This window comes from Micromonospora sp. DT229 (assembly GCF_049844505.1).
Lineage (GTDB): Bacteria > Actinomycetota > Actinomycetes > Mycobacteriales > Micromonosporaceae > Micromonospora.
The window spans coordinates 439,366-451,815 of the sequence record NZ_JBNCLD010000002.1 but is presented as its reverse complement, the minus strand read 5'-3'; the positions used below and the strand labels follow the sequence as shown (position 1 = coordinate 451,815).

At 73.3% G+C, this 12,450-nt stretch carries 8 protein-coding genes; 4 read left to right on the top strand and 4 right to left on the bottom strand.

Going from position 1 to position 12,450, the window contains the following annotated elements; genetic code table 11:
* Positions 1-8: 8 nt before the first annotated feature.
* Both mycP and eccCa read right to left on the bottom strand, forming a co-directional pair.
* Positions 9-1,319 carry a type VII secretion-associated serine protease mycosin gene (gene mycP / locus ACLQ2T_RS04890; protein WP_425764756.1) on the bottom strand — a complete coding sequence of 437 codons (1,311 nt, stop codon included), beginning with the start codon at positions 1,317-1,319 and terminating at the stop codon, positions 9-11.
* Positions 1,320-1,405: 86 nt separating this feature from the next.
* The gene (gene eccCa, locus ACLQ2T_RS04885) at positions 1,406-5,356 is read right to left on the bottom strand and encodes a type VII secretion protein EccCa (RefSeq protein ID WP_425764755.1); all 3,951 of its coding nucleotides are present in this window, start codon (positions 5,354-5,356) and stop codon (positions 1,406-1,408) included.
* Between the two features lie 100 nt (positions 5,357-5,456).
* Between eccCa and eccD the strand changes: the two genes are divergently transcribed.
* Positions 5,457-6,854: a type VII secretion integral membrane protein EccD gene (gene eccD / locus ACLQ2T_RS04880; RefSeq protein ID WP_425764754.1), complete on the top strand. Its 1,398-nt coding sequence runs from the start codon at positions 5,457-5,459 to the stop codon at positions 6,852-6,854.
* Between the two features lie 31 nt (positions 6,855-6,885).
* Here the strand turns inward: eccD and ACLQ2T_RS04875 are convergent, their stop codons facing one another.
* Positions 6,886-7,392: an inorganic diphosphatase gene (locus ACLQ2T_RS04875; protein ID WP_425764753.1), complete on the bottom strand. Its 507-nt coding sequence runs from the start codon at positions 7,390-7,392 to the stop codon at positions 6,886-6,888.
* Between the two features lie 153 nt (positions 7,393-7,545).
* On the opposite strand from ACLQ2T_RS04875, the gene dacB reads away from it, so the two are divergent.
* From dacB to tilS, 3 genes are read left to right on the top strand one after another with little or no spacing between them, the layout of a single operon-like run.
* Positions 7,546-9,264 (top strand): D-alanyl-D-alanine carboxypeptidase/D-alanyl-D-alanine endopeptidase, encoded by a 1,719-nt coding sequence (gene dacB, locus ACLQ2T_RS04870; protein WP_425764752.1) that lies wholly within the window; start codon positions 7,546-7,548, stop codon positions 9,262-9,264.
* Positions 9,265-9,314: 50 nt separating this feature from the next.
* On the top strand, positions 9,315-10,382 hold the full coding sequence (locus ACLQ2T_RS04865; protein WP_425764751.1) for a zinc-dependent metalloprotease: 1,068 nt from the start codon (positions 9,315-9,317) through the stop codon (positions 10,380-10,382).
* A gap of 9 nt (positions 10,383-10,391) precedes the next feature.
* The gene (gene tilS, locus ACLQ2T_RS04860; RefSeq protein ID WP_425764750.1) at positions 10,392-11,381 is read left to right on the top strand and encodes a tRNA lysidine(34) synthetase TilS; all 990 of its coding nucleotides are present in this window, start codon (positions 10,392-10,394) and stop codon (positions 11,379-11,381) included.
* 2 nt (positions 11,382-11,383) lie between these two features.
* Here tilS and ACLQ2T_RS04855 read toward each other — a convergent pair whose 3' ends face one another.
* A complete protein-coding gene (locus ACLQ2T_RS04855; RefSeq protein WP_425764749.1) occupies positions 11,384-12,349 on the bottom strand; it encodes a GlxA family transcriptional regulator in 966 nt (321 codons plus the stop codon).
* Between the last annotated feature and the right edge of the window lie 101 nt (positions 12,350-12,450).

The window sequence follows — 12,450 nt, the reverse complement described above, 5'->3', positions numbered from 1 at the left end:
AGATTTGGTCAGCGGTGCGACTGCCGGTACCGGCGCACCATGAGCAGGGCGCCGGTGAGCAGGGCCAGGAGGATGGCCGAGCCCATCCAGAGCCGTTCCGAGCCGGTCTCGGCGTGCACCCCGGCCGCCCGAGCCCGCCAGCGGGTCTCCTGCTGTGACCCGGTGAAACCGAGTTGGTCGGCCTCCGGAGTGGCCGTCGGGACGGAGCCCGGCGCCGGGCCGAACCCGGTGACCCCCGGAGTCTCGTTGTCGTCCAACGGGTTGTGTTCCACCAGGGGCACGTCCGCGGTCAGCGCCGCGATCGGATCCACCAGGCCGTAGCCGAACCGGTCGTCGCGGCCGGTGGGGCCGATGTCCTTGGCGGTGACCAGCAACCGGTTCACCACGTCACCGGCGGACATCTGCGGGTAGCGGGCCCGCACCAGGGCGGCGGTGGCGGCGACCAGGGGTGCCGCGAAGCTGGTGCCCTGCACCCGCCAGTAGCCACCGGGCGGGCGTGCGCCGACGAGACCGCTGGCGGGGGCGGTCAGCACGGTGGCCCGACCGGTGATCGCGCCACTCCACAGGTTGTCGCTGGCCCGCTCCAGACCGGAAACCGCGATCACCCCGGGCTCGCGAGCCGGATACCACACCTTCGCGTCGGGTGAGGTGGCCAGATTCCCGGTACACGCGACCACCACGACATCCCGGGCGAAGGCGTAATCGATGGCGGCGGCCAAGGCGGGGCTGTCTCCGCTGCCACCCAGGGACAGGTTGATCACCTGGGCGCCGTTGTCGACCGCCCACCGCACCCCCTGGGCGACGATCAACGCGTCGTCGTAGCGGTTCTCCTCGTCCAGGACCCGTATGGGCAGGATCCGGGCGTCCGGGGCCAGCCCCACCACACCCTGACGGTCGTCGTTGCGCCCGGCGATCAGGCCGGCCACGGTGGTGCCGTGCCCTACCGGATCCGGCTCGGCCGCCCCGTCGGGCGAGACCAGGTCGATCCCGGGCAGCACCCGCCCGGCCAGATCCGGATGGGAACCGTCCACCCCGGAATCGATCACGGCCACGGTCACCCCCCGGCCGGTGGAGGTGCGCCAGGCGACCTGTGCGCCGAGCTTGTCCAGCTGCCACTGCTCGTCGCGGATCTGGTCGGGACGGTCGGTCACATCGCCGGGCGCGAACGCCACCGGCGCGGCCAGGGCAGTGTTGACCGGCACGGCAGCGGCCGGCACCGCCGCGAGGACCGCCGACACCGTGGCGGCCGTCATCGTGAGCAGTGCCCGGCTGGCCAAGCGTCGGGGCACCGTGGAACCCCTGTGCCGCACCCTGGTCACATTCTCAGCCGTTCGGTCGCAGCAGACATGACGATCGGAGATTACCGCTTCCGTCCCGCTTGCAAAGACCTTCGCGAGACTCCATGTCACTGTGGCGGCAGGTACGCCAACTGCACCAGGCGTACCCCCTCCCGTCGGGTGAACAGTCGGCCGCGTCCGGGCGGTAGCGGACCGGGCCGTACCGGGCCCACCAGGGCACCCTCGTCCGGGCTGCCGGACATCACCAGGCCCGAGGTGGACAGTTCGCGTAGCCGCTGGACGACCGGCTCGTACTGGGCCCGGCCGGCCCCACCGCTACGGCGCACCAGCACCAAATGCAGCCCCACGTCCCGGGCGTGCGGCAGATGCTCCTCAAGTGACCGCAGCGGGTTCGCCGGGCCGCTGGCCACCAGGTCGTAGTCGTCGACCAGGACGAACAGTTCCGGGCCGGACCACCAGGACCGGTCGCGCAACTGGGCCGCGTTGACCTCGGGGCCGGGGATGCGGCCCTGCATGTAGCCCGCGGCGGACTCCATCAGGTCGGTGGTGTGCGCGGCCGTGGTGCCGTACCCGATCAGGTGTGGTTCCTCGACCGCGCCGAGCAGGCTGCGCCGGTAGTCGACCAGGATCACCCGGGCCTGCTCCGGGGTGAACCGGGTGACGATCGTGGTGGCCAGGGCGCGCAGGAAGGACGACTTGCCGGACTCCGCGTCGCCGTAGACCACGAAGTGCGGTTCGGTGGTGAAGTCGAGTACGACCGGGCGCAGGTCCGCCTCGGCGATCCCGATCGGGATACGCAGCCCGGTGGTGGTGTGAACGTCCAGGTCCGGGTAGGGCAGCACCGCGGGCAGCAGCCGTACCCGGGGAGCGGTCGGCCCGGTCCAGGCTCCGCTGATCTGTTTGACCAGGGTGGCCGGGTCCGCCTCGGTGGACTGTGGCAGAGCGGTGAGAAAGTGCAGACCGGCGGCGGTGATGCCCCGCCCCGGCGTCTGCTCCGGAACGTCCGCCGCAGCCCGCCGGGCGACCAGGGAGTCGGAGGGATCACCCAGGCGCAACTCCAACCGGGAGCCGAACAGGTCCCGGATGGCGGGGCGGAAGTCCAACCAACGCACCGCGGTCGCCACGACGTGCAGGCCGTACGACAGGCCACGGGTGGCCAGATCGGTGATCAGGGGCTCCAGGTCGTCGTACTCGCCGCGCAGGGTCGCCCAGCCGTCGACGACGAGGAAGACGTCACCGAAGGGATCGTCGTCCGGGGTCGCGGTGGCCAGGTGGGCGGCACGTCGCCGCCGCCAGGCGGTGATCGACTCGATGCCGGACTCGGCGAAGGCCCGCTCCCGGTCGGCCAGCAGGGTGGCCATCTCGCCCACCGTCCGGCGTACCCCGGTCGGATCGGCCCGGCCGACCACCCCACCGACATGCGGCAGGTCGCGTACCGCCGCCAACCCGCCACCGCCGAAGTCCAGGCAGTAGACCTGCACCTCGGCCGGGGTGTGGGTGAGCGCCAACGCGCAGATCAGGGTACGCAGGGCGGTGGACTTGCCGCTCTGGGTGCCGCCCACCACGGCCACATGGCCGGCCGCCCCGTCCAGGGACAGCCAGAACAGGTCCCGGCGCTGCTCGTACGGCTTGTCGACCACGGCCACCGGCACCTGGAGGGCGCCGTGCAACTCCGGATTGCCGAAGGTCAGGCCCCGGGCGGGGTCGACCGTCAGCGGCCCGACCAGCTCGTCCAGGGCGGGGGCGCCGTCCAGCGGGGGCAGCCACACCTGGTGGGCCGGCGGACCCTGCCCGGCCAGCCGACCGATCAGCAGGTCGAGCAGGGTCTGCCCGGTCTCCTCCTCCGGTTCGGCGGTGATGGCCGGGGTGGGTGCCGGCGCAGCGGGCGTGAAGTGGGTGGAGAAGGCGAGCAGCCGGGGCCGGTCCGGGCCGGCCGCCGAAGCCGACGTTCCCCGCCGACGTACCGGCCCGGAGACGTACGCGGCCTTGAAGCGCAGCAGCGGCTCGGTGCCGAACCGCAGGTACCCGTGCCCCGGTGAGCGGGGCAGTTCGTGGGCGTCCGGCACCCCCAGCACGGTGCGCGACTCCAGCGAGGAGAAGGTGCGCAGACCGATCCGGTACGACAGGTGGGTGTCCAGCCCGCGCAGTCGCCCCTCCTCCAGGCGCTGGCTGGCGAGCAGCAGGTGCACCCCGAGGGACCGCCCCAACCGGCCGATCTGGACGAATAGATCGATGAAGTCGGGCTTGGCGGAGAGCAGTTCGGAGAACTCGTCACAGATCAACAGCAGGGACGGCAGCGGGGCCAGTGGGCTGCCCGCCGCGCGGGCCCGCTCGTAGTCACGCAGGCTGGCGAAGTTGCCGGCCCGGCGCAGCAACTCCTGCCGGCGGACCAGCTCACCGTTGATCGCATCGACCATGCGGTCGACCAGCGGCAGGGCGTCCGCCAGGTTGGTGATCACCGCTGCGGTGTGCGGCAGTCGGTCGAACGAGGCGAAGGTGGCCCCGCCCTTGAAGTCGACGAGTACGAAGTTGAGCTGCTCGGAGGAGTGGGTGGCGGCCAACCCGAGCACCAGCGTACGCAGCAGTTCGGACTTGCCGGAGCCGGTGGCGCCGATGAGCAGCCCGTGCGGGCCCATGCCGTCCTGCGCCGATTCCTTCAGGTCCAGCTCGATCGCGCCGCCGTCGACGCCGACCCCGATCGGCACCCGCAGTCGGCCGCGTGCCGACCGGGGGGCCCAGCCCTGCTCGGCGGTGAAGCCGGTCGGGTCACCCAGGCCGAGTAGCTCCGGCAGGCCCGGCTCGACACCGGGCACCGCCTCCGTGCCGCCGGTGGCGGTGGCCAGCCGCAGCGGCGCCAGCCGACGGGCCACCGCCTCCGCCTCGGCGATGCTCAGGGCGTCCGCGGTGCCGACCTCGGCGGCCTCCTCCGTCGAGTGCGAGTGCAGTCGCCCTCCGCGCAGCTCCAGCAGCAGCGTGAACCGATCGAGCAGTCGGGGCGGCGGGGTGTCCAGGTCGATCAGGGTGACCGCGTCGATGCCGCCGTCGCCGGCCAGTTCGGTGGCCCCGGTGAGGTCGCCGTCGTCCAGCACGACGACCAGGTGCGGCCCGTCCGTGCTGGGCCCGGCCGGACTGAACCGGGGGCGGCTGGCCAGCACCTCGTCGAGCAGCCGCTCCAACTCCACGGCCGAACTGGTGACCAGGCGTACCGGGCCGAGGGCGTCGCTGCGGGTCGGATGCCGGGCGTGCGGCAGCCACTTGGTCCACTCCCAGAGGCTGCGGCGCTCCGGCCCGGCGCAGACGGCGATGAGCAGCTCGTCCGGGGCGTGGAACACCGCCAGTTGGGTGAGCATCGCCCGGACCAGTGCCTGCGCGGACGGCGAGCCGGTGGGGGTCGACGGCAGGCCGCGGACGAACACCCGGGCGAAACTGCGCAGCGACAGCGCCACCGGCAGGTCCGGCACCACCGAGTACGCGTCGAGGAACCGGCGCAGCGCGCCGGCGGTCATCGGCTCCAGCTCCTCCAACGGACGGGTCACCGGCGGAACCAGGGGGGTGGCCAGGGTCTGTGGCCCGACCGCGACCCGCACCACGGCGAAGTCCGCATCGCTGGGCCGGCGCTCCCACACCCGATGGCTGTCCACGGTCGACCAGAGCAGGGTCGGGTCCGGGTGCCGGTAGCAGAGCCCGGCCCGCTGCCTCGTCGCGGCCTGCCGCACCTGTCGCCGCAGGGTGGCCAGGTGTCGCAGGTACTCCCGCCGGGCCGCCATCATCTCGGACTTCCTCGGGCTACCCGAAGCGCTGCCCCAGGAGGTGACCAGCATGGCCAGCGAGGAGAGCCCGAACATGGCACCCACCACGTACGAGTAGGCCCCACCGCCTCGGCCGAACATCATCGCCATGGCCACCGTGCCGCCGAGCATCGGCAGCACCATCAACATCTGGTGCCACCGTCCACCGGTGACGGCGGGGATCTCCGGTGGCGCCTCGACCGGCAGCTCACCCACCGGGATCTGCGGTGCCGGACGCCGGGGTGGCCGCCGGATGACGACAGTGGACACTCGACCTCCTGACCGCGCTCGGTAACCCGAAGCTGGCTCATCGTAGGTAAAGTCCTCCCGATCGCGCAGCCGTCGCCCCGCTGGATATGGAGTTCGGTCGATGACAATCGGGCTGACCCGGATCACCGTCAGCACCGCACAGCGCCGGGTCGACGTGGCCCTGCCGGAACATGTCCCCCTGGCCGAACTGCTGCCGGAGGTGCTGCGACACGCCGGAGACGGGTTGGCCGACGACGGGGAACGGCACGGCGGATGGCTGCTGCGGCGGGCCGACGGCAGCGCGCTGACCGCCGGGCAGGCGTTGCTGGCCCAGGGCGTCCGCGACGGTGAGCTGCTGCATCTGGTGCCGGCCAGTATCCAGTGGCCGGAACTGGAGTACGACGACGTCGTCGAGGCGATCGCCGAGGGTGCCCGCCGTCGCGGTGGTGCCTGGTCGCCCGGCGCCACCCGGGCCGCCGCCCTGGGTGGGGCGGCTGTCCCGCTCGCCGTCGGGCTGCTCGCCCTCCTGGCCGCCGGCCCCCGACAGTCGGCCGGCTGGCTGGCGGCGACCCTGCTGGCGACCCTGCTGCTGCTGGCGGGCACAGTGCTGTCCAGGGCACAGGGAGACGGTCCCGCCGGGGCCACCCTGGGTGGCTACGCCCTGCCGTTCGCGGCGGCGGCCGGTGCCCTGGCCGTCGGCTCGGGCGACCCGGTCGGCCCGTTCGGCCCGCTGCCCTGGATCGGTGCCCCGGAACTGCTGGCCGCCTCGGTGGCGTTGCTGCTGGCCTCGACGTTAGGGCTGGTCGGGGTGGCCACCCGGTTACGGATCTTCGTGGCCGGAGTGGTGCTCGGTGCGGTAGGGATACCGGTCGCTCTGGGTGGCCTGTGGCTGACCCCGGCCGGGGCCGCGGCCATGCTGCTCTGTGTGCTGGCCTTCGGGATCGGGGCCATCCCGCTGCTGGCCATCCGGCTGGGCAAGGTTCCGTTGCCGCCGATCACCCTGCCCACCGGCGCCCCGAACGACCCGGACCGGGTTCGGGACCTGCCCGACCGCAGCCGGGTGTACGCGGCGGTGGCGCGCACCGAGGAGATGCTCACCGGTCTGCTGATCGGGCACGCTCTGCTGGCGGCGACCGCCGCGCTGGTGCTCAGCGGCTCCGGTACCGCCGGTCGGCTGCTCGTCGCGGTCAGCGCGGCCGTGCTGCTGCTGCGGGCCCGACTGTTCGTGGCGGTACGCCACCGGGTGCCACCCGTGCTCGCCGGGCTGGCCGGTTACCTGCTGCTCGGCCTGGCCCTGGCCGGAACGGCGGGACGGAACGGTCAACTGGTCCTGGCCGCCGGTGGGCTGCTGATCGCCCTGCTGGTCGTGGCCGGTGGCACCACGTACGCCCGCCGCCCGGTCTCTCCGTACCTGGGTCGGCTGGCCGACCTCAGCGACACCCTGCTGGTGGTCTCCGTGGTGCCGATCACCTGCGCCGTGCTCGGCCTCTACGAACAAGCCCGGGGACTGCTCGGCTAGAGCGGTTCCCGGGCTGTGCGAAAGCCGTAGGTCAGTGCGCGGACTCGCCGCTCTCGGCAGCTTCCCGGGCCCGCCGGTACGACGCGTGGATCTCGGCCTCGGCCTCGGTACGCCCCACCCAGGTCGCACCCTCGACCGACTTGCCCGGCTCCAGGTCCTTGTACACCTCGAAGAAGTGCTGGATCTCCAGCCGGTCGAACTCGCCGAGGTGGTGGATGTCGCGCAGGTGCTCCTGCCGCGGGTCCTCGTAGGGCACGCAGAGGACCTTGTCGTCGCCGCCCTTCTCGTCCGTCATCCGGAACATGCCGATGGTGCGGCAGCGGATGAGGCAGCCCGGGAAGGTGGGCTCGGGCACCAGCACCAGGGCGTCCAGCGGGTCGCCGTCCTCGCCCAGGGTGCCCTCGATGAAGCCGTAGTCGGCCGGGTACTGGGTGGAGGTGAAGAGGGTGCGGTCCAGCCTGATCCGGCCGGTCACGTGGTCCACCTCGTACTTGTTGCGGTGACCTTTCGGGATCTCAACCGTGACGTCGAAATCCATCTGCACGCTCCTCGTTCGCCCACGCTGGCTTGACGGAATCGGCGGCAGCACCCCCGGACAGGCGAATACCTGCCCGTCGACTCCGACCGCCGCATAGTCTTCGGACCGAAGTAGTGTCACCCAGGCCGGGTTCCGGGTGCGGAGGAGGGGGTCGTGGGGAGGGAAGACTCACACTATCGACCCGAGGGTGCGGGCGAGGGTGGTTCCGCCCAGCCGACCCCGAAACCAGCAACCGGCCGGGTGCCGGTGCCCGAGGCGCAGATACTCCGACCCCAGTCGGCCCCTGATGCCACCGCCGAGCGGGATCCGGCGGAACAGACCCAGCCCTTGACGGTCGGCGCCGGCACCACTATGCCCGCTGACCCGCCCCCGTCGAACCCCACCTCCGGCGGTGGGCCTCCCGACCCCGTCGACGTACCTGCCGAGCAGCCCCGACCGGCGCGGCGCCGGCTGCCCATCCTGCTGGCTGTCGTGCTGGTCCTGGTGCTGGCCGTGGTGGGGCTGGTCGTGGTGCGTCCCGGTCCGGTCGAGGGGTGGTTGGCCGACGAGCCGACCGCCACCGAGACCCTGCCGGTGGAGCCGTCGCCGAACGCCGTGCTGGCGGGCACCGACATCGGCGCGCCGATGCCCGACACCGCCCGGCTGCGGACCGTACTGGCCCCGCTGATCGCCGACCCCGCCCTCGGCGGCCGGGTCAACGTGTCGGTGACGGACGCCCTGACCGGGCAGCAGTTGTTCGAGCGCGGTGGCGGCACGGGGACCGTGCCGGCCTCGGTGACGAAGCTGCTGACCGCGGTCACCGTACTCACCGCGCGCGGCCCCGGGCACCGGATCCCGACGAAGGTCGTCGCGGGCACCGAACCGGGGGAGGTGGTGCTCGTCGGCGGCGGCGACCCCACCCTGACGGCCGGCGCCAAGGGCTTCTATCCGGGGGCGGCCAGCCTGAAGGACCTGGCCGAGCAGGTGCGGACCGCGCTGGGCGGCACCGCGCCGACCCGGGTGCTCGTCGACTCCTCGCTCTATTCCGGCCCACGGTTGGAGCCGGGCTGGGACGACGACATCCCCACCGGCGGATACGGTGCCCAGATAACGGCGTTGATGCTCGACGGCGCGCGCAAGGATCCGAAGGCCGGCCAGGGCTGGGCCGAGCGGGTCACCCAGCCGGAACTCGTCGCCGGGCGAACCTTCGCCCGGCTGCTGGGGGTACCGGAGAGCGCGGTGCGCAGCGGCACCGCCCCCGCCCCGCCGCCGGAGACGACCGAGGCGACTGAGGCGACCGGGGCCAGCGGCCCGGGTGCCGAGCTGGGAGTGGTGCACTCCCCGCCCCTGATCCGGCTGGTCGACATCATGATCAGCGACAGTGACAACATCCTCGGCGAGGCCCTGGCCCGCCAGGTGGCCCTGGCCCGAGGGCTTCCGGCGTCCTTCGCCGGCGCCGCCTCGGCGATGACCGAGGTGGTCGCCGACCTGGGCCTGCCGACCGAAGGGCTGACCCTCGCCGACGGCAGCGGGCTGTCCCGGCGGAACCTGATCAGCCCCACCCTGCTGACCGAACTGTTGGCGCTGGCGGCCAGCCCGGACCGCCCCGAGTTGGGCGGCATCTTCGGCGGACTCCCGGTCGGCGGCTGGTCCGGCACCCTGCGCGACCGGTACGGCTCGGTGCCCGGTACGGCCGCCGGGGCCGGGACGGTCCGGGCCAAGACCGGCACCCTGACCGGGGTGCACGCCATCGCCGGGGTGGTGACCACGGCCGAGGGTAGGCCGCTCACCTTCGCCGTTCTCACCGATCGGGTCCCGGCCGACGGGATGGAACCGGCCCGGGGTGCCCTGGACCGGATCGCGGCCGCCCTGGCCACCTGCGGCTGCCGCTGACCGCCGTCGAGGACGTGGACTGCTGTCCCGACGCGGGTACGGTGGGTGGCATGGCGCAGTTCGTGGACTGGGATCTGGCCGTCGCGACCGCGGGGGCACTGGGCAAGACGGGCCCCCGGGTGTCGTACGACGAGGCCACCGAGGTGGTCGCCGACCTGCGCCGGTTGACCGACGAGGCGGCCGGGCACGTGGCCGACTACACCGGGCTCACCTCGCAGGTGGCTCACCCGCCGGTGCGGGTGGTCGACCGGCGGGACTGGGCCGCCACCAACATCGCCGGCCTGCGTGAGGTGATCACCCCGCTGGTCGGTCGGCTGGCCCCGGACAAGCAGCCCGGCGCGCTGACCGAGGCGGTCGGCTCCCGGGTCACCGGGGTGCAGGCGGGCACCGTGCTGGCGTACCTGTCCGGCCGGGTGCTCGGCCAGTACGAGGTCTTCTCGGCCGACCCGGGGCAGTTGCTGCTGGTCGCGCCGAACATCGTCGAGGTGGAGCGCAAGCTTCAGGCCGACCCCCGCGACTTCCGGCTCTGGGTCTGTCTGCACGAGGTGACCCACCGGACGCAGTTCACCGCGGTGCCGTGGATGCGGGGCTACTTCCTCGGCGAGGTGCAGGCCTTCGTGGATGCCTCGCAGGGCGGTGAGCACCTGCTCGACCGGCTGCGCCGGGGGGTGGGCACCCTGGCCGACGTGGTGCGCAACCCGCAGAGCCGCTCCAGCGTGCTGGACATCGTGCAGACCCCCGGGCAGCGGGCGGTGCTGGATCGGTTGACGGCGCTGATGACCCTGCTGGAGGGGCACGCCGAGTTCGTCATGGACGGCGTCGGTCCGCAGGTCATCCCGAGTGTCGAGCGGATCCGGGCCGGGTTCAACCGGCGTCGGGAGGCCGGCAACCCGGTGGAGAAGGCCGTCCGCCGGCTGATCGGCCTGGACGTCAAGATGCGGCAGTACGCCGAGGGCCGCACCTTCGTGCACGCGGTGGTCGAGCGGGTCGGCATGGCCGGTTTCAACCGGATCTTCGAGTCCCCGCTGACCCTGCCCCGACTGGCCGAACTGAGCGACCCGGCGGCCTGGGTGGCGCGGGTACACGGCCCGGTCGGGCCGGTGCCGCCGGCCAGCTGAGCGATGCCGATGGCCGCGATCTTTCCGCCGGTCGCCGCGATCCGGGTCGCGGTGCGTCGCGCGTTGGCCGACCTGCCGGCGGAGGGACCGGTGCTGGTGGCCTGCTCCGGAGGGGCCGACTCGCTGGCCCTGGCCGCCGCCGCCGCGTTCGTGGCACCCCGGGTGGGTCACGTCGCCGGGCTGGTGACGGTGGACCACGGTCTACAGACCGGGTCGGCCGAGCGGGCCCAGACGGTGGCCCGCTGGGCCGAACAGGCGGGCCTGTCGCCGGTGGAGGTGATCCGGGTGGAGGTCGCCGGCCGGGGCGGGGGGCCCGAGGCGGCCGCGCGTGAGGCCCGCTACCAGGCCCTCGTCGAGGCGGCCCGGCGCCATCGGGCCGCCGCCCTGCTCACCGGGCACACCCGTGACGATCAGGCTGAGACGGTGCTGCTGGCGCTGGCCAGGGGGTCGGGCCCCCGCGGGTTGGCGGGTATGCCGCCGCGCCGGGAGTTGGACGGGGTGCCCCTGGTCCGGCCCCTGCTGGAGATCAGCCGTGGGCAGACCCGGTCGGCGTGCACGGCACTGCGTCTGACCCCGTGGGAGGACCCGCACAACGTCGACCCCGCGTACGCCCGATCCCGGGTGCGGGCCGAACTGGTGCCGGCGCTGGTCCAGGCCCTCGGCCCCGGTGTGATCGACAACCTGGCCCGCACCGCGCGGCTGGTGGCGGCGGACAACGCCGTACTGGACGAGTTGGCCGGCGCGGCGCTGCTCGCGGCGCGGCATCCCGACGGCGGCCTGACGGTCAAGACCCTGGTCGACCTGGCCGACGCGGTACGCGGCCGGGTGCTGCGTACCTGGGCCCACGAGTTGGGCGCCTCGCCGGCCGCGCTGTCGTACCGGCACATCGCCGCCCTGGACGCCCTGGTCATCGGCTGGCGGGGGCAGGGGGCGACCTACCTGCCCGGAGGACTACGGGTGGTCCGCCGGGCCGACCGGCTGTTGCCGGTGCCCGGCTGAGTTCAACCGGCGGGCACCCGGTCGCGGAAGGTGACCCGGTAGGCGTTCGGGGTGGTACCCACCCGGCGGGTGAAGTGGTGGCGTAGGGCGGCGGCGTTACCGAAGCCGGCCCGGTCGGCCACCTCGTCCACGGTCAGCCCGGTCTCCTCCAGCAGCCGACGGGCCAGCAGCACCCGCTGGTTGGTCAGCCAGTCGTGCGGGGTGGTGCCGGTCTCGGCGCGGAACCGGCGGGCGAAGGTACGCGCAGCCATGCCCGCCCGGGCGGCCAACTCGTCGACGGTGACCTGCCGGTCCAGCCGCCCGATCAGCCACTGCAACACCGGCTCCAGGGTCGGGGCCTGTGGCGCCCTGGCGATCGGGGTCTCGACGTACTGGGACTGCCCGCCGTCGCGGTGCGGGGGTACGACCATCCGCCGGGCCAGCCGGGTGGCGGCGGCCGAGCCGTGCTCCTGGCGTACCAGATGCAGGCAGGCGTCGATGCCCGCCGCGGTGCCCGCGCTGGTGAGCAGCCGACCGTCCTGGACGTAGAGGGAGTTGCAGCGGACCCGGGCGTGCGGGTGTCGGCGTTGCAGCTCCTCGACGTGTCGCCAGTGGGTCGTGCACTCCCGGCCGTCCAACAGACCCGCCTCACCCAGCAGGTACGCCCCGGTACAGACGCTGAACAGGTACGCCCCGCGATCGGCGGCCCGGCGTAGCGCCGCATGCACCTCGCGGGGTACGGCGGTGGTGTCGCAGTGGTGGGCGGGCACCGCCACCAGGTCCGCCCGCTCGATCGGGCCGAGGTCGGCGTTGGGCACCAGGTGGAAGCCGGCGGAGGTGCGCACGGTGGCGGCCTGCGGGCTGCACACGTCGAAGCGGTAGCCGGGCAGGCCGTCGGCGGTGCGGTCGGTGCCGAACACCTCGGCGAGCACCCCCAGCTCGAACGGGGCCACCCCATCCAGCACGAGTACGGCCACCGAGTGCAGCATGTGACGAGGGTAACCGCGCCACTGGCGGAAAATCGAGGGGGAGTGGCATTCCTGCCACTGTCGGGCCCGTCCACGGACGCGCAGACTCAGAGGTGCCCGGT

Coding starts and splice junctions, on each gene's coding strand:
- eccD (WP_425764754.1), top strand. CDS start 5,457: ATGACAATCGGGCTGACCCGGATCACCGTCAGCACCGCACAGCGCCGG.
- ACLQ2T_RS04875 (WP_425764753.1), bottom strand. CDS start 7,392: ATGGATTTCGACGTCACGGTTGAGATCCCGAAAGGTCACCGCAACAAG.
- ACLQ2T_RS04865 (WP_425764751.1), top strand. CDS start 9,315: ATGGCGCAGTTCGTGGACTGGGATCTGGCCGTCGCGACCGCGGGGGCA.
- tilS (WP_425764750.1), top strand. CDS start 10,392: ATGGCCGCGATCTTTCCGCCGGTCGCCGCGATCCGGGTCGCGGTGCGT.
- ACLQ2T_RS04855 (WP_425764749.1), bottom strand. CDS start 12,349: ATGCTGCACTCGGTGGCCGTACTCGTGCTGGATGGGGTGGCCCCGTTC.